Below are 22,962 nucleotides of genomic sequence, written 5' to 3' on the forward strand. Positions count from 1 at the left end.
ATAGATTCGTGCGCAAATTCAATTCTTCAATGCGATACAAAAGTAAATAAAAAAGGGATTGAACAAATTAGCTCAATCCCTTATTCTATATTTTTAAGAAAGTAGAATTATTCCCCGTCTTTCTTATCATCTTCTTTCGCTTCTTCAGCTTTAGCTTCAGGAGTTTCTTCAGTTTCAGCAGCTGGTGCCGCTACAGCTTCTTCTTTTGCTGCCTTAGGTGCTTTTGCTGCCGGAGTAGCTTCAGTAGTAGCGTCATCTTTCTTACCACCTCTTCTGCTTCTTCTGCTCTTCTTAGCAGGAGTTGCTTCTTTAAGTAGTAATTCGTTGTAGTCTACTAATTCAATGATACACATATCAGCATTATCACCTAATCTGTTTCCAGTTTTGATAATTCTAGTGTACCCTCCAGGTCTGTCTGCTACCTTTTCTGCGATCTCGTTGAAAAGTGTTGTTACCGTTTCCTTATTTTGAAGATAAGAGAATACAACTCTTCTTGAGTGAGTAGTATCAGTCTTAGCTTTTGTAATAAGAGGCTCAACATATTTCCTAAGCTCCTTTGCCTTCGCTACAGTAGTTGAAATTCTCTTGTGCGCGATCAAAGAAGAAGCCATGTTAGAAAGCATTGCTTTTCTATGCGGTGCCTTTCTACTCAGGTGATTAAATTTCTTCCCGTGTCTCATCTTACTTTATTCCTCGTCAAGTTTATATTTTGATAAGTCCATACCGAAAGTAAGGTTCTTATCAGCTATTAGTTGCTCCAATTCAGCCAAAGACTTTTTACCGAAGTTTCTGAATTTCATCATATCAGAAATTTCAAGTCTTGCTAAGTCGCCTAATGTTCTTACATCAGCAGCTTTAAGACAGTTGTAAGCTCTTACTGAAAGATCAAGATCGTTCAGTTGAGTTTTTAACAACTTACGCATATGAAGCATTTCTTCATCTACTTGCTCTGGTTCATCTAGAGAACCTGTTTCCAAGATCATATTCTGATCAGAGAATAGCATGAAGTGTTGAATTAAGATATGGGCTGCACCTTTCAAAGCGTTCTCAGGGTGAATAGAACCGTCAGTTTGAATATCCAAAACCAACATTTCATAGTCAGTTTTTTGTTCAACCCTAGTGTTTTCTACACTGAATTTTACGTTTTTGATTGGCGTATAAATAGCGTCAATTGGAATGTATCCGAATAATTGCTCAGAAGGTCTGTTCTCTTCAGCAGGAACGTAACCTCTACCCTTATCGATAGAAAGCTCAATTTCGAACTTTACCGAACTATCAAGGTGACACACTACTTCATCTGGGTTAAGGATTTCGAAAGCACCAGTGAATTTTCCAATATCACCAGCAGCAAACTTATCCTGACCTTCAATAATTACAGTAATTTTATTATCAACAGTGTCGGAGATTTTCTTGAAACGAACCTTCTTTAAATTTAGAATGATTTCCGCTACGTCTTCTACAACACCCTCAATCGTTGAGAATTCATGCAAAACACCAGGGATTTTAATACCTGTGATAGCGTAACCTTCTAATGAAGAAAGAAGAATTCTTCTTAATGCATTACCGATTGTAACCCCGTATCCTTTTTCAAGCGGTTTAAATGTGAACAGACCGTGAAAGTCGTCCGCCTTTTCCATCACCACCTTTTCAGGGATTTGAAATGCGAGTATTGACATATGATTAGATCGTTTAAGTTCTTAAATAGATTATTTAGAGTAAAGCTCGACAATAAGCTGCTCATTGATTTTTTCAGGAATTTCGTCCCTCATAGGTAGAGCAATCATCTTACCGTTCATTTCAGCTTTATTCCACTCAATCCATGGATATTTTTGTGCTGAATTGTTAGCTAAACTGTCGGTGATGGCCTCTAGAGATTTAGATTTCTCTCTTACTCCTACTACATCACCTGGTTGAACTACATAAGATGGGATGTTAACTAGTTCTCCATTCACGGTGATGTGTTTGTGAGAAACTAATTGTCTTGCACCTCTTCTTGTAGGAGCAATACCCATTCTATATACTGTATTATCAAGTCTTGCCTCCAACATTTGTAAAAGGATTTCACCTGTAATACCTGATTTTCTTGATGCACGATCGAACGTGTTAGCAAACTGACGCTCCAATACACCATAAGTGTATTTTGCTTTTTGCTTCTCCATTAACTGGATAGCATATTCAGATTGTTTTTTTCTTCTACCTCTTCCGTGTTGACCAGGAGGGTAAGCTTTCTTTTGCAATGCTTTGCTATGACCAAAGATAGGATCGTTAAATCTTCTCGCAATTTTGGCCTTAGGACCTGTATATCTTGCCATTACTTTCTAATTTCTGGATTAAACTCTTCTACGTTTTGGAGGACGACATCCGTTGTGTGGCAATGGAGTAACGTCTTTAATCATCGTTACTTCGATACCAGTATTTTGGAGTGATCTAATAGCAGACTCTCTTCCTGAGCCTGGTCCTTTAACAAATACCTCAACTTTTCTCAAACCCAAATCGTAGGCAGTTTGAGCGCAATTTTGGGCTGCCATTTGGGCTGCATAAGGAGTGTTCTTTTTAGAACCCTTAAAACCCATTTTACCAGCAGATGCCCAAGAAATCACTTGACCTTGTAGGTTAGTGATTGATATGATGATGTTATTGAAAGAAGCCTTAATGTGGGCTTGTCCAATAGCTTCAACCTGAACTACTCGCTTTTTAGCTTTATCTTTTCTCTTCTGAGCCATTCTTCAAATATTTTCAGACCTAGCGGCCATTAATTCAAATTACTTGGTTGCTTTTTTCTTGTTCGCAACAGTCTTTCTCTTACCTTTTCGGGTACGTGAGTTGTTTTTAGTATGCTGACCACGAACAGGAAGACCTTTTCTGTGTCGCAAACCACGGTAACAACCAATATCCATCAGACGCTTAATGCTCAATTGAACCTCTGATTTTAAAACTCCTTCTACTTTGAACTCTTCACTGATGATGGTACGAATTGCTTTTTGCTCCTCGTCATCTAAATCACCAATCTTCTTGTTCACATCGATACCGGCTTTACCTAAAATGTAAACAGCCGAGCTGCGACCAATTCCGAAAATATAGGTCAAACCTATCTCTGACCTCTTGTGATCCGGAATATCTACTCCTGAAATTCTAGCCATAATTACCCTTGTCTTTGTTTGAATCTAGGATTCTTTTTGTTTATCACGTATAACTTTCCATTCCTACGGATCAGCTTACAATCAGCACTACGCTTCTTGATAGATGCTTTCACTTTCATGATTTCTTATTTATATCTGTAAGTAATTCTTGCTTTGCTTAAATCGTATGGCGACATCTCCATTTTCACTTTGTCACCTGGTAATATTCTGATATAGTGCATTCGCATTTTACCAGAAATATGAGCAGTTACGGTGTGTCCATTATCAAGTTCCACTCTAAACATTGCATTTGGTAATGCTTCTAGAATAGTACCGTCCTGTTCAATAGATCCTTGTTTTGCCATACTAAAATTTAAAAACTTCTTCTATATACTTATGTGTTGTTAACACTTCTGTTCTGTCTTTGAATATCGCCACAGTATGCTCAAAATGGGCTGAAGGCTTTCTATCTCTGGTTCTGATGGTCCAACCATCATTCTCCTGAACTATATTCCTTGTACCCAAATTGACCATCGGCTCAATGGCTATTACCAAACCCTCCTGTAATTTAACTCCTCGACCACGTTTACCGTAGTTAGGAACTTCAGGTGATTCGTGTAAGCTTCTTCCTAATCCGTGCCCAACAAGTTCTCGTACTACAGTGTAGCCCCTGTCTTCAACGTATTTTTGGATAGATGCACTTACATCGCCTAACCGATTGCCATACTTGGCTTGTTCAATACCTATATACAACGACTCTTTCGTTGCTCTAAGCAGTGCCAATGTCTCTGGGGAAACTTCTCCTACGGGGTATGTATAAGCGGAATCGCTATGAAAACCTTTGTAGAAGACTCCACAATCTATAGAGATTATATCACCGTCTTTCAATTCGTATTCTCCTGGAAATCCATGAACTACATTTTCGTTCACAGAAATACACAGGGTAGAAGGAAATCCATTGTAGCCTTTGAACGATGCTTCCGCATTGTGATCACGAATATATTCTTCAGCAATCTTATCCAAGTCTCGGGTTTTAACACCAGCTCTAACTTGTTTAGCTACTTCTCCGTGAGCTCTGCCAAGAATATCGGCACTCTCTCGGATTATCTGAATTTCCTCTTCAGTCTTGTAATGAATCATATTATGCTACAGCTACGTTCTGAGATCGGCCACGCATCTTGCCTGACTTCATCATTCCTTCGTAGTGTCGCATCAACAAATAACTTTCTATTTGTTGTAAAGTATCTAAAATCACACCCACCATAATTAAAAGTGAGGTACCTCCGTAGAAGTAAGCGAACTGCTGCCCTACACCTGCATTGTATGCAAAAGTTGGAAGGATAGCGATTATCGCTAAGAATATTGATCCAGGAAGCGTAATTCTATCTAAAACATCTCCTATAAATTCAGAGGTTGGTCTTCCTGGCTTAATACCTGGGATAAAACCACCGCTTCTTTTAAGGTCATCTGCCATGTTAGATGGATTTACCGTAATGGCAGTGTAGAAGAATGTAAATGCTATGATTAATATAGCAAAGGTAACATTATACTGCCATGAGTATGGGTTACTAAACGCTGCTCCAATCGAGTTAGCAATATCGCTACTGTCTTGCCATATCCCTGCCAATAAACTTGGAAGAATCATTAATGCTTGAGCAAAGATGATGGGCATTACACCAGAGGCATTCACCTTTAAAGGAATAAACTGACGTTGGCCACCATATACCTTTCCACCTACTACTTGCTTTGCATATTGTACAGGAATTCTTCTGGTTGCTTGAACCAAAGCTACTGTAACAATTACAACAAAGAACAAAACAATTACTTCAATCACAGAGAACAATGCTCTACCTATACCATTTGTAGTTACAAACTCCATCCATGCTGCTCCAGGTAAACTTGAAATGATACCGATCATAATTAGCATAGAAATACCATTGCCAATTCCTTTATCGGTAATCTTCTCTCCTAACCACATACAGAACATTGTACCTGCAGTTAACAAGATCATTGAACTGATCATGAAAAGAGAAGGGTCAATGCTTGGTAAAACAGCATCTTGAGAAATAATAGTCGCTTTTATATATCCAAAGCTTTGAGCAAGAGTTACTAGAATTGTTAAAACTCTAGTGATTTGAGTAAGTTTCTTCCTACCAGATTCACCCTCTTTCTGCATTTTCTGGAAGCTAGGTACCGCCACAGTCATCAATTGAATTACAATTGAAGCTGAGATATAAGGCATAATACCTAAACCGAATATAGATGCTCTACTAAATGAACCTCCTAACAATGAGTTAAGGATACCAAATATCCCACCCGCATCATCGGTTAATTTAGCAACGTCTACACCAGGTAAAACAACAAAAGATCCAAGTCTGAAAACGATCAAGAATCCCAGCGTAGCTAGGATCCTATTTCTCAATTCCTCAATGGAGTATATATTTCGTATGGTAGTAAAAAACTTCTTCATCTTATATTAAAGCTTTGTAACGGTTCCGCCTACTTTTTCGATTGCTGCTTGAGCAGAACTAGAAAATTTATGGGCCGATACATTCACTTTAGAGGTTAATTCGCCTCTACCTAAAATCTTAACTAGATCATTCTTCTGAGCAAAACCATTCTCCATCAAAGTGTTGAAATCAATGGTGTCAGCATTTAATTTTGTTGCTAACTCTTGAAGCGAATCAAGGTTTAACGCCTTGTATTCAACTCTGTTAGGGTTAGTAAAACCAAACTTAGGCACACGTCTTTGTAATGGCATTTGACCGCCTTCAAAACCGCCTTTGCTTTTATATCCAGATCTAGATTTAGCCCCTTTGTGACCACGTGTTGACGTTCCGCCACGACCAGAACCTGTACCTCTAGCTATTCTTTTTCTATTTTTCGTAGAACCTTCTGCAGGCCTTAAACTATTCAAATCCATCTTACAGTTCCTTTACAGATACTAAATGATTTACCTTATTAATCATACCAGCAATAGATGCAGTTAACTCTACCTCTACTGTTCTGTTGATTTTACCAAGGCCTAAAGCCTGGATTGTTCTCTTTTGTCTTTCAGGTCTGTCGATTGTGCTCTTAACCTGTGTAATTTGAACCTTTGCCATTCTTATTATCCGTTAAAAACTTTAGACATCGTGATTCCTCTTTGTTCAGCAACAGTATAAGCATCTCTCATGCTCAAAAGAGCATCAAATGTAGCCTTTACTACGTTGTGAGGGTTTGAAGAACCTTTAGATTTGGCCAAAACATTGTGATAACCCGCACTTTCAAATACGGCACGCATCGCACCACCTGCAATCACACCAGTACCTTCAGCTGCTGGCTTCACTAATACGAAACCACCACCAAATTTACCGATTGACTCGTGAGGCACAGTACCTTTCAACAAAGGAACTTTTACCAAGTTCTTTTTTGCATCATCAATACCTTTAGTTATCGCGTCAGTAACCTCATTAGCTTTTCCTAAACCGTATCCAACAACACCATTTCCGTCACCAACTACAACGATTGCAGAGAAACTAAATCTTCTACCACCTTTAACTACCTTAGCCACACGCTTGATCGCAACTACCTTTTCTTTAAGGTCGATCTCACTTGCTTTTACTGATTTTATATTTTTCTGTGACATCCTGATTAAAATTTAAGACCGCCTTCTCTAGCTCCTTCTGCCAATGCTTGTACTTTACCATGGTATACATAACCATTACGGTCGAAAACCACACTGGTGATACCTTCTGCTATTGCCTTTTCAGCCAATTTTTTCCCAACTTCTTTAGATAATTCTATGTTGGTATTTTTCTTCTTACTATCAAATTCAACAGAAGAAGCTGATACTAGCGTATGCCCTTTTGAATCATCGATAATTTGGGCAGATATACGTGAATTACTTTTGAAAACTGAAATTCTCGGTCTTTCAGAAGTTCCAGAAATCTTATTTCTAATTCCTCTTTTTATTCTTAGTCTACTTTTACTAACAGCCATGATTACTCTTATTTAGAAGCAGTTTTACCAGCTTTTCTTCTGATTACCTCACCAACGAACTTGATACCTTTACCTTTATAAGGTTCTGATTTTCTTAATGACTTAATCTTAGCAGCCACTTGACCAATCAATTCTTTATCAATTCCTTCTAAAGAAACTGTAGGGTTCTTTCCTTTCAACATTTCGGCACTCGCCTTAATCTCATCAGGAACAGCAACAAAGATATTATGTGAGTAACCTAGGCTTAGCTCTAACACGTTATTAGTAACGGTCGCTTTATAACCTACACCTACTAATTCTAAATCTCTCTTGTAACCCTCACTTACACCAACAACCATGTTATTGATTAATGAGCGGTATAAACCGTGTAGTGACTTGTGCCTTTTTTGTTCAGTTGGTCTTTCAACCATAAGAACAGCACCATCAACGGTTACTTTTATATCAGGATTTACTGCCTGTTTCAGCTCTCCTTTAGGTCCTTTAACAGTAACCACATTGTCTGCGGTTACGTCTACAGATACTCCTTGAGGTAGATCAATCGGTTTCTTACCAATTCGTGACATCTCTTCTTATCTTAGTATACGTGACATAAAACTTCACCACCGATATGAAGATTTCTCGCTTCTTTATCGGTCATAATTCCCTTTGATGTAGAGATGATAGCTATACCTAAGCCATTTAAAACTCTAGGTAATTCCTCTGCACCAACATATTTTCTTAAGCCTGGCTTACTCACACGGAGTAATTTCTCGATAGCTGACTTTTTTGAAACTCTATTATATTTTAGAGCGATTTTGATATTACCCTGTGGACCTTCATCTTCAAACTTATAGTTTAAAATGTATCCTTTTTCGTGTAATACACTTGTCAGCTGCTTCTTCAAGTTAGAAGCAGGAATGTCTACGACTCTATGCTTTGCCTTTATGGCATTACGTAATCGTGTTAAATAATCTGCTATTGGATCAGTCATTGTTTTTTGTTTATGACGGCTCGATTTTTCAAAAATCCGTCTCCAATCTGGCGATATCACCCAGAATTGGAATTCTATTTAAAATTAATACCTCCCGACCTAAATCGGCCTGCAAAGGTATTGAAAATATTTTATTAGCGAAATAAAAAAAAGCTTACCAGCTTGATTTTGTTACTCCAGGTATTTTACCTGCAGAAGCCATTTCTCTAAATGTAACACGAGAAATACCAAATTTCCTCATATATCCTTTAGGACGACCAGTAAGTTTACATCTGTTGTGTAGTCTTACTGGAGATGCGTTTCTAGGTAATTTATCCAAACCTTCCCAGTCACCAGCAGCTTTAAGCTCTGCTCTTTTTTGAGCGTACTTAGCAACAAGACGTTCTCTTTTTCTTTCTCTAGCTTTTATCGATTCTCTAGCCATAGTATTATTTTTTACCAGTTGCGAAAGGCATTCCAAATGCTTTCAACAACTCGAATGCTTCTTCATCAGAATTTGCAGTAGTAACAATAGTGATATCCATACCCGTGATTTTATTCACTTTATCGATGGAAATTTCAGGGAAAATGATTTGTTCTTTGATACCTAAAGTGTAATTACCTCTTCCATCAAATCCTTTATCTTTTACACCTCTGAAATCCCTTACACGTGGTAAAGCGATATTCAAAAGTCTATCAAGGAATTCGAACATTCTATCTCCTCTCAAAGTTACGCGGGCACCAATAGGCATCCCTTCTCTTAACTTAAAGTTTGAAATTGAATTCTTAGCAATTGTAGCAACAGCTTTCTGACCAGTAATGGTAGTAAGTTCTTCTACTCCTACGTCAACTAATTTTTTGTCTGCAACTGCAGCTCCTATACCTTTGTTAACCACAATTTTAGTGATTTTAGGCACCTGCATAATGGAGGTATATTCAAACCTCTTCATCATTGCAGGAGTTATATCATTGATATAAGTATCTTTTAATCTAGGATTAGCCATTATAATTAATTTGACTTAGTCTTAAAATACCTTTCTAATTTTCCTTCGCTGTTCACTTTTCTACCTGTTCTAGCAAATTGACCAGTAGCTGGATCCTTTACCATAAGGTTTGAAACATGAATTGGAGCTTCTGTTTTTTCAATTCCCCCGTTAGGGTTAGTAGCAGAAGGCTTAGTATGTTTTGATACAATATTAACGCCTTCAACAATTGCTCTCTGCTTTGCGATGAAAACTTCAAGGACTTGTCCTTCTTTACCTTTTGAGTTTCCAGAAAGTACTTTCACAGTATCTCCTTTTCTCAAATGCAGTTTTTGCTGCTTGTTTTTCTTTCTTTCCATTGCTTACAATACTTCTGGTGCCAATGAAACAATTTTCATGAATTGTTTTTCACGCAATTCTCTAGCCACCGGGCCAAACATACGAGTACCTCTTGGTTCATCGTTCTGGTTCAGTAATACAGCAGCATTGTCTTCGAATCTGATATAAGAACCATCTTTCCTTCTTACGGCTTTCTTGGTTCTAACAATTACTGCTTTTGTAACAGTACCTTTTTTCAAATTGCTTGAAGAGTGAGCCGCTTTCACAGAGACCACAATTTTATCGCCAACAGTCGCGAATTTCTTTTTTGTACCGCCTAATACGCGAATACATAGAACTTCTTTTGCTCCACTGTTATCTGCAACGTTCAATCTTGATTCTTGCCTGATCATGATTACTTAGCTCTTTCAATAATTTCTACTAATCTCCAACGCTTATTCTTACTCAGCGGACGAGTTTCCATGATTTTCACAGTATCACCGATACCACAATCATTAGTTTCGTCATGAGCAGAAAATTTGGTAGTTTTCTTAACAAACTTACCGTAGATCGGGTGCTTTTCTTTACGTAACACGGCTACAGTAATGGTTTTTTCCATTTTGTTGCTGGTTACTATCCCGATTCTTTCTTTTCTAAGATTTCTGGTCTCCATGCGTATCTTAATTTGCGAGTTCTTTAGCTCTCAACTCAGTTTTTAGTCTAGCTATCAACTTTCTAGAATCCCTGATTTTCATTGGGTTTTCTATTGGAGAGATGGCTTGGGCAAATTTCAATTTGCCAATGTTATCTGTCTCGGCCTTAATTCTTTCCGCCAATTCCTCAACGGTAAGTGCTTTGATCTCTTGATTTTTCATAACTATCCAACGTAATCTCTACGTACAACAAACTTTGTTGATATAGGTAGCTTTTGGGCTGCCAATCTCAACGATTCTTTTGCCAATTCTTGGCTTACTCCACCAGATTCGAAAAGAATAGTACCAGGCTTAATACAAGCTACCCAATATGAAGGAGCTCCTTTACCTTTACCCATCCTTACCTCAGCAGGCTTACTCGTGATTGGTTTATCTGGAAAAATTCTAATCCAAACTTGACCTTCCCTTTTCATAGCTCTGGTCATGGCAATACGAGCAGCTTCAATCTGACGTGCTGTGATCCATCCAGCTTCTAATGATTTTATACCAAATGTTCCGAAAGCCAAAGTGTGACCGCGACCCGCAAGTCCCTTCACACGGCCTTTTTGCATTTTTCTAAATTTGGTTCTCTTTGGTTGTAACATCGTTGTAAACTTTTAACAGGTGATGTGATTAACGTCTTCTACCGGCTGGGGCTCCTCCTCTATTGTTTCCAGAAGGTCTTCTTCTGTTTCCAGGTGCACCTCCAGCTCCTCTTTCTGATTGATTTCCACCTCCTATATTAGGAGAAAGATCTCTCTTACCGAAAACCTCACCTTTGAATACCCATACTTTGATTCCGATTTTTCCGTAAACTGTATCAGCTTCAGAAATTGCGTAATCTATGTCGGCCCTAAGTGTATGCAAAGGAATTCTTCCTTCTTTATACATCTCAGTTCTTGCCATTTCAGCTCCGCCTAAACGTCCTGAACACTTTACTTTAATTCCTTGAGCACCAACTCTCATTGCAGAAGCAATTGCTTGCTTCATTGCTCTTCTGTAAGAAATTCTAGCTGCTAATTGTTGAGCAATTGATTCTCCTACTAGCTTGGCATCCAATTCTGGTCTTTTGATCTCGAAGATATTGATTTGAACATCCTTACTTGTAAGTTTTTTCAACTCTTCTTTGATGCGATCCACTTCTTGTCCACCTTTTCCAATTACAACTCCTGGTCTAGCAGTATGTACTGTAATGGTGATACGCTTAAGTGTTCTTTCAATAATAATCTTAGAAATACCACCTTTTGGAATACGGGCATTTACATACTTTCTGATTTCTTGATCTTCGACCAATTTATTAGAAAAGTCTTTACCTCCGTACCAGTTGGAATCCCAACCTTTGATGATACCCAATCTTAGACCTATAGGATTTACTTTTTGTCCCATCTGTTCTTAATTAGCAGTTTCGTTAGTGACTTCTTCCTCCTGACCAGCGGTAACCTTAGTAGATGCATTTTTTGAGTCTACAATAAGTGTTACATGGTTAGATCTTTTTCTTATTCTATGTGCTCTTCCTTGTGGAGCTGGTCTTAATCTTTTTAAGATTCTGCCACCATCAACACGGATTTCTTTGATCACAAGATCTGCATCTTCTAATCTTTCGTCCTCATTTTTAGCGATCCAGTTAGATACAGCTGATCTCAATAATTTCTCAAGACGTGCTGCTCCTTCTTTTGGCTCAAACTTTAAAAGATTCAAAGCTCTGTCTACACGTTGGCCTCTGATTAAATCAGCTACCATTCTCATTTTACGAGCAGATGTAGGTACATTATTTAACTTAGCTACAGCTTCCATTATCTTCTACCTTTATCTTTTTTAGCAATGTGACCACGGAAATTTCTAGTTGGTGAAAACTCACCTAACTTATGCCCCACCATATTCTCAGTTACAAACACTGGAATAAATTTATTTCCATTATGAACAGCGAAAGTGTGCCCAATAAAATCTGGGGCTATCATTGATCTTCTGGACCAAGTCTTAATTACAGACTTCTTACCAGACTCTTCCATAGCCTCTACTTTACCGGCTAAGCGAAAATCGATATATGGTCCTTTTTTTAACGAACGTGCCATGTCTTATTTCTTCTTTTTACCAATGATCAAACGATTCGAATATTTCTTAGGTGTTCTGGTTTTCAAACCTTTAGAGAACAATCCTTTTCTTGATCTAGGATGTCCACCTGAAGATTTACCTTCACCACCACCCATCGGGTGATCAACTGGGTTCATTACTACACCCCTTACTCTTGGTCTTCTTCCTAACCATCTTGTTCTACCAGCTTTACCAAGCACAACATTCATATGCTCTGCATTTCCTACAGCACCAATAGTTGCCATACAAGCAGAAAGAACGTTTCTCATTTCACCAGAAGGTAATTTGAGGGTAGCGTATTTTCCTTCACGGGCTACAATCTGAGCATAAGCCCCAGCACTTCTCGACATTGAAGCTCCTTTTCCTGGCTTCAATTCAATATTGTGAATAATTGTACCCATTGGGATTTTAGAAAGAGGCATTGCATTACCTACTTCAGGTGCAACACCTTCACCAGACACTACAACCTGACCTACTTCTAAGCCTTTAGGGGCAATGATATATCTTTTCTCTCCATCAGCGTAAAACAACAATGCAATTCTTGCTGAACGTGTTGGATCATATTCAATTGATTTTACCGTGGCAGGTACATCAAATTTTTCTCTCTTGAAATCAACAATTCTGATTTTTTGCTTATGACCACCACCCATGTAGCGCATGGTCATTTTACCAGTATTATTACGTCCACCAGATCTCTTAGAAGGTACGGTCAACGATTTCTCAGGAGCACTCTTTTTAACAGTTACTTCTGCAAAGTCAGGAGCCATTCTATGTCTGGTTCCTGGAGTCATTGGTCTTAGTTTTCTAACGCCCATTATTATCTATTTAAATGCCGCTATAAAAATCAATAACATCACCCTCAGCAACTGTTACAATTGCTTTTTTGAATGCGCTGGTTTGACCTTGTACTACTCTAGACTTTGTCATTCTAGATTTGGTCTTACCACTATATCTCATGGTGTTAACATCTTCCACGGTTACACCGTACATTTGCTCAACAGCCACTTTGATTTCTATTTTGTTGGCTTTGTAGTCTACAACAAATCCGTACTTGCCTTTTTCGTTCAAGGCCGATACTTTTTCGGTAACTAAAGGTTTTTTAAGAACACTCATTTTCTGTTACTTCAATAAGTTTTCGATTATTTCAACTGAGCTTTCACTCAAAAGCAAGCTTTCAGCATTCAGCACATCATAAGTATTCAATGCACTTGCCGTGATTACTTTAGTATTCTGGATATTCCTTCCAGACAAAAGAACATTAGTATCATGTTCACCTACAACCACAAGAGTTTTCTTACCAGATAATGACAAACCGTCAATCATCTTTTTGTACTCTTTTGTTTTAGGAGCATCGAAAGTAAAGTCTTCCAAAATCAAAAGATTATTATCTTTCGCCTTGTATGCTAAAGCAGATTTACGAGCTAAAACTTTAAGCTTTTTATTCAACTTGAAGTGATAATCTCTTGGCTCAGGACCGAATACTCTACCACCGCCTCTAAATACTGGTGATTTAATACTACCAGCTCTCGCTGTTCCTGTACCTTTTTGCTTTTTAATTTTTCTGGTAGAACCTGCAATCTCGGCTCTCTGCTTCGACTTATGTGTTCCTTGTCTTTGGTTAGCCAAGTACTGCTTTACGTCTAAGTAAATTGCGTGATCATTCGGTTCAATACCGAAGATGTCGCCTGAAAGCGTTACTTTTCTTCCAGTGTCTTCGCCACTATTTTTTAGTACTGCAATCTCCATCTTCTTATTTCTCTAGGATTACGGTTGAATTTTTCGCACCAGGAATAGAACCACTGATTACAATCAGATTCTTTTCTGGTACCACTTTCATTACGCGCAGGTTGATTACTGTCACTCTATCTCCACCAGTTCTTCCAGCCATACGAGTACCTTTAAATACTCTTGCAGGATAAGAAGCTCCACCAACGGAACCAGGTGCTCTCAATCTGTTGTGCTGACCGTGCGTTGCTTGTCCAACTCCACCAAATCCGTGTCTTTTTACAACACCTTGAAAACCTTTACCTTTTGAAGTACCAACAGCATCAACGAAATCACCTTCTTTGAAGACATCGCCTACAACGATTTCGTTACCTAAAGCCACCTGACCTTCAAATTCTTCGCGAAAATTTCGGAACTCAACAACATCTTTCTTTGGAGTAGTATTCGCTTTAGCGAAATGACCCTTTAAAGCCTTAGGAGTATTTTTCTCCTTACGCTCTCCAAAAGCAAGCTGTACAGCTGTATACCCGTCTGTTCCCTCATTTTTTACTTGCGTTACTACGCAAGGACCAGCCTCTATCACCGTGCATGCGACACTACGTCCATCGGCACTATAAATGCTAGTCATTCCGATTTTTTTTCCGATTATTCCAGACATCTTATTAATTCATTTAGAACCCCACAAATCCGAGGCTCCCGTGAAACGGATTGCAAAGATAGAGAATTAATTTTCTGCTACAAACTCTAGATTTGAAATTTCTATAATAAATTCTCTCAAATTCAAGCCGTTAGTAATGGCTTGCTCTCTTCGCATAAAAAAGAGGCTAGCCATTAAGACCAGCCTCTTATATTCTGTATCTAAAAAAGTACTTATACTTTGATTTCAACGTCAACACCACTAGGAAGCTCAAGCTTCATAAGGGCATCTACAGTTTTAGCACTGCTAGAATAAATATCTACCAATCGCTTGTAAGTACAAAGTTGAAATTGCTCACGCGCTTTTTTGTTTACGTGTGGAGATTTCAATACTGTAAATTTCTCTTTTACTGTTGGTAACGGAATTGGACCGCTAACAATAGCTCCAGTAGTTTTCACAGCTCTTACGATTTTCTCTGATGACTTATCCACCAAGTTGTGATCGTATGACTTTAATTTGATTCTTATCTTCTGTGTCATTATTCTAAAATTTACAGATTATTCTCCTTTGGATTTTTTGATCACTTCGTCTGCAATGCCATTAGGTACTACGTCATAGTGAGAGAAAGTCAGAGCAGCCGTAGCACGACCAGAAGACATTGTTCTCAAATCTGTAACGTAACCGAAAAGTTCTGACAAAGGAACGCTGGCTCTAACAACTGTAGAAGTTCCTTTTGTATCCATACCTTTCATAATACCTCTTCTCCTATTCAAATCACCAGTAATTGAACCAGTATATTCATCAGGAGTAACTACATCTACCGACATAATTGGCTCTAGCAATTTTGGACCGGCTTGCTTACCAGCAGCCTTAAAGCCCATTCTAGCTGCAAGTTCGAAAGAAAGCGCATCCGAATCCACATCGTGGAATGATCCGTGGAACAATCTAACTTTCATGTCTTCAACAGGGTAACCTGCCAAAGGCCCGTTCTTCATAGCTGAAGCAAATCCTTTTTCAATAGCTGGGATGAATTCTTTTGGAATTACACCACCAACGATTTGATTCACAAATTGAAGTCCTTTTCCTACGAAATCTTCATCCTTTGGGCCAATTTCGAAAGAGATATCGGCAAATTTACCTCTACCACCAGACTGTTTCTTATAAACCTCTTTGTGTTCAACTGACTTCGTAAGTGCTTCTTTATAAGCCACCTGAGGTGCTCCTTGATTCACTTCCACTTTGAATTCTCTTCTCATACGATCCATGATGATATCAAGGTGAAGCTCACCCATACCTCTAAGAATCGTTTGACCAGTTTCTTCGTCAGTGTTTACTGTCAATGTAGGATCTTCTTCTACTAGCTTGGCAATTGCCATACCTAGCTTATCTACATCAGCCTGAGTTTTTGGCTCAATAGCGTAACCAATTACTGGCTCAGGGAAATCCATTGATTCAAGAACAATTTTATGTTTCTCGTCACAAAGAGTATCTCCAGTTTTAATATCCTTAAATCCTACAACCGCAGCGATATCTCCAGCATGAAGCTGATCAATAGCGTTTTGTTTGTTCGCATGCATTTGGAAGATTCTAGAGATACGCTCTTTCTTACCAGTTCTTGTATTGAATACATAAGAACCTGAATCTAGCATACCTGCATATGATCTAACAAAACACAAACGACCTACAAATGGGTCAGTAGCGATCTTAAATGCTAGAGCTGTGAATGGCTCTGATGCAGATGGCTTTCTAAACGTAGGCTCTTCAGTATCAGGATCAATTCCCTCAACACTTTCTCTATCAAGAGGAGATGGAAGCAATTCCATAACATAGTTCAACATTGACTGAACACCTTTATTTTTAAAGGCAGAACCACACAACATTGGAACAAAAGCTAAATCTATAGTTGCAGCTCTTAAAGCTTTGATAATCTCTTCTCTAGAGATTGACTCTGGATCTTCGAAATACTTTTCTAATAGTGATTCGTCATACTCCGCAACAGCCTCTAATAGATGTTCTCTATATTCAGCTACTTCATCAACCATGTCAGCCGGAATTTCGATTTCGTTATAGGTCATCCCCATATCTTCTTCGTTCCAAACAATGGCCTTATTCTCTACCAAGTCAACAACACCTTTAAAGGTATCTTCAGCTCCGATAGGTAATTGAAGTGGAACAGCTTTAGTTCCTAACATTTCTTTCACTTGCTTACACACGTTCAAGAAGTCAGCACCAGACCTGTCCATTTTGTTTACGAAGCCTAAACGAGCAACCTTATAGTTGTCCGCAAGTCTCCAGTTGGTTTCTGATTGTGGCTCAACACCATCAACAGCAGAAAACAAAAACACCAATCCATCAAGAACTCTTAGCGAACGGTTTACCTCTACAGTAAAATCTACGTGACCAGGAGTATCAATAATGTTGATATGGTATTGTTCGTCTTTGTAAGGCCAGAATACAGTAGTTGCAGCAGAGGTAATTGTAATCCCTCTTTCTTGCTCTTGCTCCATCCAGTCCATTGTAGCCGCACCATCATGAACCTCACCAAGTTTGTGAGAAACACCAGTGTAGTACAAAACTCTTTCGGTAGTCGTTGTTTTACCCGCATCAATGTGGGCTGCGATACCTATATTTCTTGTTAATCTTAAATCTCTTGCCATTTCTATCTAGGAATTAAAATCTAAAGTGAGAGAATGCCTTGTTTGCATCGGCCATTCTATGAGTGTCGTCCTTTTTCTTCACGGCAGCTCCTTCTCCTTTTGATGCAGCAAGAATTTCGGCAGCCAATCGGTCCCTCATTGTCTTCTCACCTCTTTTTCTAGAAAAAGAAATCATCCACTTGATCCCCAGTGAAGTTTTTCTAGCCGGCCTCACTTCAGTTGGTACCTGAAATGTTGCTCCGCCTACTCTACGGCTTTTTACTTCGACTGAAGGCATGATGTTACTCAATGCTTTCTTCCAAGTCTCAAGACCATTCTCACCACTTTTCTTTTCAACGATCTCGATCGCATCATAGAAAATGTTGTAGGCAATACTCTTCTTCCCATCTACCATTAAGTAGTTCACAAACTTTGTCACCAAAGTATCATGGAACTTAGGATCAGGAAGAATATATCTCTTCTTTGGTTTAGCTTTTCTCATTTTATAAAAATTCTATTTTTTAGCTGCTTTAGGGCGTTTTGCGCCATATTTTGATCTACGTTGCGTACGACCATTAACACCAGCGGTATCTAATGCACCTCTAATGATGTGGTATCTTACACCTGGAAGATCTTTTACTCTTCCTCCTCTAATCAATACGATTGAGTGTTCTTGAAGATTGTGACCTTCACCTGGGATGTACGCGTTTACCTCCTTACCGTTAGTCAACCTTACTCTGGCTACTTTTCTCATAGCTGAGTTTGGCTTCTTAGGCGTAGTAGTGTAAACCCTTGTACAAACCCCTCTTCTTTGCGGGCAGCTATCCAGAGCAGGAGATTTTGACTTAGAAGTCAATTTCTTTCTGCCCTTTCTTACTAATTGTTGTATAGTAGGCATTTACAGTTATTTTTTAGATTTTATTTCCCTATGTACAAATTTAGGACTGCAAAGGTAACAAAAGAAGTTTTCAGAACAAACACATCAGATTAAATAAATCAAACATGTAACTTCCTTACTTCCACCATAAAACCCTTCTTGCTAATCCTGTTTCAGAACGTCTAAAAGATGATTTTAGAACCGCTCCTTTCTACCATTTTTACACCTAAAAAGCCCCAATCTTTCGAAAGGGGCTTTCTAAAAATATTTATAAGTACGAGCCCATTAAGCCTCTCCTATTGTTCCTCCGAAATTCATTGGGAATTTTGGAGCTTCATCGGACTGGGTAATGGTACCAAAATGACTTTCGAATTTATCGATATTATCCTTTAATGCCATCAGTAGCCTTTTGGCATGCTCTGGCGTAATGATAATTCTCGATTTTACTTTCGCCTTTGGTACGCCTGGCATCATTTTGATAAAATCAATCACAAATTCACTGTTTGAATGTGCGATCATAGCCAAGTTCACATATTGACCTTCCGCAATTTCTTCGGAAAGCTCAATATTGATTTGGTTCTGATTTTTTTGATTTTTATCCTCAGCCATGGCTTAGTACTCTACTTCTTGTTCTTCTGATTCTGATCTATTGTAGGCGGCTTTCGCTGCTTGCAATCTTTCGTAAGCTTCTTTGTTTCCTACGATAAGGTCTTCGTATTCTCTCAAACCTGTACCTGCTGGAATCAAGTGACCCACGATTACGTTTTCCTTCAAACCTTTCAAATGATCTGCTTTACCTCTAATTGAGGCTTCACTTAGCACTTTAGTTGTTTCTTGGAATGACGCTGCAGAAATGAAACTTTCAGTTCCTAATGAAGCTTGCGTGATACCTTGAAGTTTCGGTTGTGAAACTGCTGGTTGTGCATCTCTAACTTCTACAAGCTTCATGTCTTTTCTTCTCAACGAAGAGTTTTCATCTCTTAATTGACGAGGAGTAACAATCTGACCTGGTTTTAGGTTTGTAGAGTCACCTGCATCTGAAACCACTTTCATATCAAGCATTGCATCGTTCTCTTCTCTAAAGAGGAATTTATCAACCACTTGACCTGGAAGGAAGCTAGTATCACCAGCATCCATGATTTCTACCTTCTGCATCATTTGCTTCACGATTACTTCGATGTGCTTATCATTGATTTTCACACCTTGTAGTCGGTATACTTCCTGAATTTCATTTACTAAATATTCTTGAACCGCAGTTGGGCCTTGAATATTCAAAATGTCATTTGGAGTAATAGCACCATCAGATAAAGAATAACCTGCTCTTACAAAGTCATTGTCTTGTACAAGAATGTGCTTAGACAATGGCACCATGTATTTCTTCTTCACACCATCTTTAGATTCGATGAAGATTTCTCGGTTACCTCTCTTAATTCCACCGTAAGTAACAACACCGTCAATTTCTGACACTACTGCTGGGTTAGATGGGTTTCTAGCTTCAAACAATTCCGTTACTCTTGGAAGACCTCCAGTAATATCTCGAGATTTACCCATTGTTCTAGGGATTTTAGCAAGTGGTTGACCCACTTTAACTTTATCACCTGCTTCAACAGCTAAGTGAGCTCCTACTGGAATGTTATAAGCTTTAGTATCGTTTTTAGAGTTTACAATAACCGCAGGGTTTTTAGTTTTATCTCTGGTGTCAGTGATAACTTTTTCTCTGTGGCCTGTTTGCTCATCAAACTCTTCTTTATATGTAACACCTTCTTCTATGGCATCGAATTCTACTTTACCATCGAATTCTGAAAGAATTACAGCGTTATATGGATCCCACTTACAAAGTTGTTGTCCTTTTTCAACCTTATCTCCTTCTTTAACATCAAGAGTTGCTCCGTAAGGTACGTGGTTAGAGATCAATACTTTATTAGACTTAGGGTCAACGATCTGAATTTCTCCAGTACGTCCCATTACCATTTCTATTTTATTACCATCGTTGTCGGTAGTTGGAAGTGATCTAAGTTCTTCGAACTTAATTACACCTTCAAACTTGGCCTTAACTGTTGCATCAACTGCAATGTTAGAAGCTGTACCCCCAACGTGGAACGTTCTCAAAGTAAGCTGCGTTCCTGGCTCACCAATCGACTGTGCTGCAATTACACCAACAGCCTCGCCTTTTTCGACCATATTAGAGGTAGATAAGTTTCTACCGTAACATTTGGCACAAATTCCGCGCTTGGTTTCACAAGTCAACACCGATCTTATCTCTACTTCATCAATCGCAGTTTCATCAATACGAGCTGCAATTTCTTCCGTGAACTCTTCTCCGGCTGAAATTATCAGTTCCTCAGAGATTGGATCGAAAATATCGTGTACAGAAACTCTACCTAAAATTCTCTCAGATAAAGATTCAACTACATCTTCGTTGTCTTTCAAAGCAGATACTGTTAAACCTCTTAAAGTTCCACAGTCTTCTTCGTTAACAACAGCATCTTGAGCAACATCTACCAAACGTCTAGTCAAGTAACCAGCATCGGCAGTTTTAAGGGCTGTATCGGCCAAACCTTTACGAGCACCGTGAGTAGAGATAAAGTACTCAAGTACATCTAGCCCTTCTTTAAAGTTAGATAGAATTGGGTTTTCGATAATGGCTCCCACAGACCCCGCAAGGTTCTTTTGTGGTTTCGCCATCAAGCCTCTCATTCCACCTAGCTGACGAATTTGCTCTCTTGAACCCCTGGCTCCAGAGTGCATCATCATATAAATAGAGTTGAAACCTTGATTATCCTCTTCCATCTCGTTCATCAAGTCATTGGTCAACTTAGTGTTAACCCTTGTCCAGATGTCGATAACTTGGTTGTAACGTTCGTTATCAGTAATCAGACCCATAAGGTAGTTTTGCCATACAGCATCAACTTCCTCTTTGGCTCCTGATACCAATTCTTCTTTATGTTCTGGAATGTGAATATCATTCAATCCCATTGATAGACCGCCTTTGTATGCCATTTGGAAACCTAGTTCTTTGATATCATCAAGGAACTGAGCCGTTCTAGCTACACCAGAGATGGCAAATACATTAGCAATAATTTTCTGAAGTTTCTTCTTCGTCAATAACTCATTTACATATCCTACTTCAGCAGGTACGGCTTGGTTAAATAGAATACGACCGGCAACAGTTTCGATTACTTTATCAACTAAAGCATCACCTTCTCTTACTTTCGTTTTAACATAAATGTAAGCATGCTTAGAAACTTTACCTTCGTTCATTGCTATAATCACCTCTTCGGCACTATAGAAACGCATTCCTTCACCATCTACTTTAAAATCTTCAGTAGATCTTCTGCCTTTGGTTACATAATACAGACCCAAAACCATGTCTTGAGAAGGTACAGTTACCGGAGCTCCGTTGGCTGGGTTAAGAATGTTGTGTGAAGAAAGCATTAGTGTTGAGGCTTCCAAAACTGCTTCGTGCCCTAGTGGTACGTGAACAGCCATTTGGTCACCGTCAAAGTCAGCGTTAAATGCTGTACATACTAATGGGTGCAATTGAATTGCTTTTCCTTCAATTAACTTTGGTTGGAAAGCCTGGATACCCAACCTGTGCAATGTAGGGGCACGGTTAAGCAATACAGGGTGTCCTTTCAATACGTTTTCAAGGATATCCCAAACCACAGGGTCTTTACGATCCACTATTTTTTTGGCAGACTTCACTGTCTTAACAATACCTCTTTCAATCAGTTTTCTGATAATGAATGGTTTGAAAAGCTCGGCAGCCATATTCTTTGGCAAACCGCATTCGTGAAGCTTCAACTCTGGTCCTACTACAATTACAGAACGACCTGAGTAATCCACCCTTTTTCCTAGCAAGTTCTGACGGAAACGACCTTGCTTACCTTTAAGCATATCACTCAAAGATTTCAAAGCTCTATTACCATCTGAACGTACAGCATTTACTTTTCTCGAGTTATCGAAAAGAGAATCTACTGCTTCCTGAAGCATCCTTTTTTCGTTACGAAGGATTACCTCTGGTGCTTTAATATCAATTAATCTCTTAAGACGGTTATTTCTAATAATTACCCTTCTGTAAAGATCATTCAAATCTGAAGTTGCGAAACGCCCGCCATCCAATGGCACCAATGGACGTAATTCTGGTGGAATTACAGGAACCATTTTAATGATCATCCACTCTGGACGGTTCTCTATTCTTGTTCTTGCATCACGGAAAGCTTCAACAACTTTCAACCTTTTTAAAGCTTCTGCTTTTCTTTGTTGAGAAGTATCTGTTGCTGCTTGGTGACGAAGTGCATAAGAAAGTTCGTCAAGATCAATTCTTGCCAAAAGCATCTCTAATGCATCCGCTCCCATTTTAGCGATGAATTTCTGAGGGTCTTCATCATCTAACATTTGGTTCTCTCTTGGAAGTTTATCTAGAATGTCTAGATATTCATCTTCAGTCAAGAAATCCATGTAGGCGATTCCGTCCTCTTCTTTCATACCAGCTTGAATTACTACATAACGCTCGTAGTAAATAATCTGATCAAGTTTTTTGGTAGGAAGACCTAGAAGGTAACCAATCTTGTTAGGCAATGATTTGAAGTACCAGATATGAGCTACAGGCACTACCAATTCGATATGCCCCATGCGTTCTCTTCTTACCTTTTTCTCGGTAACTTCAACACCACATCTATCGCAGATAATACCTTTATATCTGATTCTTTTATATTTCCCACAATGACATTCCCAATCCTTAACAGGTCCGAATATTCTTTCACAGAATAAACCGCCCATTTCTGGTTTGTATGTTCTATAGTTTATCGTTTCCGGTTGAGTAACCTCACCATGAGAACTCTCAAGGATTGATTCCGGAGAAGCTAAGCTGATAGTGACTTTATCAAAGTCATTGTTAAGTTTTCTATTCTTTTTAAATGCCATAGCTTTTGTATTCTAATTTATTGGCCGA

The 22,962-nt window shown here is 38.8% G+C and carries 35 protein-coding genes; all 35 read right to left on the reverse strand.

The window, feature by feature from the left end; genetic code table 11:
* Window positions 1–107 precede the first annotated feature (107 nt).
* The 35 genes from rplQ to rpoC all read right to left on the reverse strand — a co-directional run bounded on the left by rplQ (window position 108) and on the right by rpoC (window position 22,934).
* Window positions 108–680 carry a 50S ribosomal protein L17 gene (gene rplQ / locus OB69_RS06565; protein WP_053222906.1) on the reverse strand — a complete coding sequence of 191 codons (573 nt, stop codon included), beginning with the start codon at window positions 678–680 and terminating at the stop codon, window positions 108–110.
* A gap of 6 nt (window positions 681–686) precedes the next feature.
* On the reverse strand, window positions 687–1,676 hold the full coding sequence (locus OB69_RS06570; protein ID WP_053222907.1) for a DNA-directed RNA polymerase subunit alpha: 990 nt from the start codon (window positions 1,674–1,676) through the stop codon (window positions 687–689).
* Window positions 1,677–1,706: 30 nt separating this feature from the next.
* Window positions 1,707–2,312 carry a 30S ribosomal protein S4 gene (rpsD, locus tag OB69_RS06575; protein WP_053222908.1) on the reverse strand — a complete coding sequence of 202 codons (606 nt, stop codon included), beginning with the start codon at window positions 2,310–2,312 and terminating at the stop codon, window positions 1,707–1,709.
* 18 nt (window positions 2,313–2,330) lie between these two features.
* Window positions 2,331–2,723, reverse strand: a complete 393-nt coding sequence (gene rpsK, locus OB69_RS06580) for a 30S ribosomal protein S11 (protein ID WP_053222909.1) — start codon at window positions 2,721–2,723, stop codon at window positions 2,331–2,333.
* Window positions 2,724–2,762: 39 nt separating this feature from the next.
* Window positions 2,763–3,140, reverse strand: coding sequence for a 30S ribosomal protein S13 (rpsM, locus tag OB69_RS06585; protein ID WP_053222910.1), 378 nt, complete (start codon window positions 3,138–3,140; stop codon window positions 2,763–2,765).
* Between the two features lie 2 nt (window positions 3,141–3,142).
* A complete protein-coding gene (ykgO, locus tag OB69_RS18440; protein WP_082338105.1) occupies window positions 3,143–3,259 on the reverse strand; it encodes a type B 50S ribosomal protein L36 in 117 nt (38 codons plus the stop codon).
* Between the two features lie 6 nt (window positions 3,260–3,265).
* Entirely contained in the window at window positions 3,266–3,484 is a 219-nt protein-coding gene (gene infA / locus OB69_RS06590) for a translation initiation factor IF-1 (protein ID WP_053222911.1), read from the reverse strand.
* 1 nt (window position 3,485) lies between these two features.
* Entirely contained in the window at window positions 3,486–4,259 is a 774-nt protein-coding gene (gene map / locus OB69_RS06595; RefSeq protein ID WP_053222912.1) for a type I methionyl aminopeptidase, read from the reverse strand.
* A gap of 1 nt (window position 4,260) precedes the next feature.
* A complete protein-coding gene (gene secY / locus OB69_RS06600) occupies window positions 4,261–5,589 on the reverse strand; it encodes a preprotein translocase subunit SecY (RefSeq protein ID WP_053222913.1) in 1,329 nt (442 codons plus the stop codon).
* Window positions 5,590–5,595: 6 nt separating this feature from the next.
* Window positions 5,596–6,042, reverse strand: coding sequence for a 50S ribosomal protein L15 (rplO, locus tag OB69_RS06605; protein WP_053222914.1), 447 nt, complete (start codon window positions 6,040–6,042; stop codon window positions 5,596–5,598).
* A gap of 1 nt (window position 6,043) precedes the next feature.
* Window positions 6,044–6,223: a 50S ribosomal protein L30 gene (gene rpmD / locus OB69_RS06610; RefSeq protein ID WP_053222915.1), complete on the reverse strand. Its 180-nt coding sequence runs from the start codon at window positions 6,221–6,223 to the stop codon at window positions 6,044–6,046.
* A gap of 5 nt (window positions 6,224–6,228) precedes the next feature.
* The gene (gene rpsE / locus OB69_RS06615) at window positions 6,229–6,747 is read right to left on the reverse strand and encodes a 30S ribosomal protein S5 (protein ID WP_053222916.1); all 519 of its coding nucleotides are present in this window, start codon (window positions 6,745–6,747) and stop codon (window positions 6,229–6,231) included.
* A gap of 5 nt (window positions 6,748–6,752) precedes the next feature.
* Window positions 6,753–7,100, reverse strand: coding sequence for a 50S ribosomal protein L18 (gene rplR, locus OB69_RS06620; protein WP_053222917.1), 348 nt, complete (start codon window positions 7,098–7,100; stop codon window positions 6,753–6,755).
* A gap of 8 nt (window positions 7,101–7,108) precedes the next feature.
* Window positions 7,109–7,663 carry a 50S ribosomal protein L6 gene (gene rplF, locus OB69_RS06625; RefSeq protein WP_053222918.1) on the reverse strand — a complete coding sequence of 185 codons (555 nt, stop codon included), beginning with the start codon at window positions 7,661–7,663 and terminating at the stop codon, window positions 7,109–7,111.
* Between the two features lie 11 nt (window positions 7,664–7,674).
* A complete protein-coding gene (rpsH, locus tag OB69_RS06630) occupies window positions 7,675–8,070 on the reverse strand; it encodes a 30S ribosomal protein S8 (protein ID WP_053222919.1) in 396 nt (131 codons plus the stop codon).
* Window positions 8,071–8,224: 154 nt separating this feature from the next.
* Window positions 8,225–8,494: a 30S ribosomal protein S14 gene (rpsN, locus tag OB69_RS06635; protein ID WP_053222920.1), complete on the reverse strand. Its 270-nt coding sequence runs from the start codon at window positions 8,492–8,494 to the stop codon at window positions 8,225–8,227.
* Between the two features lie 4 nt (window positions 8,495–8,498).
* Window positions 8,499–9,053: a 50S ribosomal protein L5 gene (gene rplE / locus OB69_RS06640; RefSeq protein ID WP_053222921.1), complete on the reverse strand. Its 555-nt coding sequence runs from the start codon at window positions 9,051–9,053 to the stop codon at window positions 8,499–8,501.
* A gap of 5 nt (window positions 9,054–9,058) precedes the next feature.
* The gene (rplX, locus tag OB69_RS06645; protein WP_053222922.1) at window positions 9,059–9,391 is read right to left on the reverse strand and encodes a 50S ribosomal protein L24; all 333 of its coding nucleotides are present in this window, start codon (window positions 9,389–9,391) and stop codon (window positions 9,059–9,061) included.
* A 3-nt stretch (window positions 9,392–9,394) separates the two neighbouring features.
* Window positions 9,395–9,763, reverse strand: a complete 369-nt coding sequence (gene rplN / locus OB69_RS06650) for a 50S ribosomal protein L14 (RefSeq protein WP_053222923.1) — start codon at window positions 9,761–9,763, stop codon at window positions 9,395–9,397.
* A gap of 2 nt (window positions 9,764–9,765) precedes the next feature.
* Complete coding sequence (gene rpsQ / locus OB69_RS06655) at window positions 9,766–10,023, reverse strand: 30S ribosomal protein S17 (RefSeq protein WP_053222924.1); 258 nt, start codon at window positions 10,021–10,023, stop codon at window positions 9,766–9,768.
* Between the two features lie 7 nt (window positions 10,024–10,030).
* Window positions 10,031–10,225, reverse strand: coding sequence for a 50S ribosomal protein L29 (rpmC, locus tag OB69_RS06660; protein ID WP_053222925.1), 195 nt, complete (start codon window positions 10,223–10,225; stop codon window positions 10,031–10,033).
* Window positions 10,226–10,227: 2 nt separating this feature from the next.
* Complete coding sequence (gene rplP, locus OB69_RS06665; protein ID WP_053222926.1) at window positions 10,228–10,647, reverse strand: 50S ribosomal protein L16; 420 nt, start codon at window positions 10,645–10,647, stop codon at window positions 10,228–10,230.
* A 28-nt stretch (window positions 10,648–10,675) separates the two neighbouring features.
* The gene (gene rpsC / locus OB69_RS06670) at window positions 10,676–11,428 is read right to left on the reverse strand and encodes a 30S ribosomal protein S3 (protein WP_053222927.1); all 753 of its coding nucleotides are present in this window, start codon (window positions 11,426–11,428) and stop codon (window positions 10,676–10,678) included.
* Between the two features lie 6 nt (window positions 11,429–11,434).
* On the reverse strand, window positions 11,435–11,836 hold the full coding sequence (gene rplV / locus OB69_RS06675) for a 50S ribosomal protein L22 (protein WP_053222928.1): 402 nt from the start codon (window positions 11,834–11,836) through the stop codon (window positions 11,435–11,437).
* On the reverse strand, window positions 11,836–12,114 hold the full coding sequence (rpsS, locus tag OB69_RS06680) for a 30S ribosomal protein S19 (RefSeq protein WP_053222929.1): 279 nt from the start codon (window positions 12,112–12,114) through the stop codon (window positions 11,836–11,838). Before rpsS ends, rplV begins: the two co-directional genes overlap by 1 nt.
* 3 nt (window positions 12,115–12,117) lie before the next feature.
* On the reverse strand, window positions 12,118–12,948 hold the full coding sequence (gene rplB, locus OB69_RS06685; protein ID WP_053222930.1) for a 50S ribosomal protein L2: 831 nt from the start codon (window positions 12,946–12,948) through the stop codon (window positions 12,118–12,120).
* Window positions 12,949–12,958: 10 nt separating this feature from the next.
* Window positions 12,959–13,246, reverse strand: coding sequence for a 50S ribosomal protein L23 (gene rplW, locus OB69_RS06690; protein ID WP_053222931.1), 288 nt, complete (start codon window positions 13,244–13,246; stop codon window positions 12,959–12,961).
* 6 nt (window positions 13,247–13,252) lie between these two features.
* Entirely contained in the window at window positions 13,253–13,879 is a 627-nt protein-coding gene (gene rplD, locus OB69_RS06695; protein ID WP_053222932.1) for a 50S ribosomal protein L4, read from the reverse strand.
* A gap of 4 nt (window positions 13,880–13,883) precedes the next feature.
* Window positions 13,884–14,516, reverse strand: coding sequence for a 50S ribosomal protein L3 (rplC, locus tag OB69_RS06700; protein ID WP_053222933.1), 633 nt, complete (start codon window positions 14,514–14,516; stop codon window positions 13,884–13,886).
* 212 nt (window positions 14,517–14,728) lie between these two features.
* Window positions 14,729–15,034, reverse strand: coding sequence for a 30S ribosomal protein S10 (rpsJ, locus tag OB69_RS06705; RefSeq protein WP_053222934.1), 306 nt, complete (start codon window positions 15,032–15,034; stop codon window positions 14,729–14,731).
* Window positions 15,035–15,052: 18 nt separating this feature from the next.
* Window positions 15,053–17,152 carry an elongation factor G gene (fusA, locus tag OB69_RS06710; protein WP_053222935.1) on the reverse strand — a complete coding sequence of 700 codons (2,100 nt, stop codon included), beginning with the start codon at window positions 17,150–17,152 and terminating at the stop codon, window positions 15,053–15,055.
* A gap of 13 nt (window positions 17,153–17,165) precedes the next feature.
* Complete coding sequence (gene rpsG, locus OB69_RS06715; RefSeq protein ID WP_053222936.1) at window positions 17,166–17,633, reverse strand: 30S ribosomal protein S7; 468 nt, start codon at window positions 17,631–17,633, stop codon at window positions 17,166–17,168.
* Between the two features lie 12 nt (window positions 17,634–17,645).
* Window positions 17,646–18,029: a 30S ribosomal protein S12 gene (gene rpsL / locus OB69_RS06720; protein ID WP_053222937.1), complete on the reverse strand. Its 384-nt coding sequence runs from the start codon at window positions 18,027–18,029 to the stop codon at window positions 17,646–17,648.
* 264 nt (window positions 18,030–18,293) lie between these two features.
* Window positions 18,294–18,617, reverse strand: a complete 324-nt coding sequence (locus OB69_RS06725; protein ID WP_053222938.1) for a DUF3467 domain-containing protein — start codon at window positions 18,615–18,617, stop codon at window positions 18,294–18,296.
* A gap of 3 nt (window positions 18,618–18,620) precedes the next feature.
* A complete protein-coding gene (gene rpoC, locus OB69_RS06730) occupies window positions 18,621–22,934 on the reverse strand; it encodes a DNA-directed RNA polymerase subunit beta' (protein WP_053222939.1) in 4,314 nt (1,437 codons plus the stop codon).
* Window positions 22,935–22,962 lie beyond the last annotated feature (28 nt).

The sequence above is a fragment of the Roseivirga seohaensis subsp. aquiponti genome, assembly GCF_001267955.1.
Classification (GTDB): Bacteria; Bacteroidota; Bacteroidia; order Cytophagales; family Cyclobacteriaceae; genus Roseivirga; species Roseivirga seohaensis.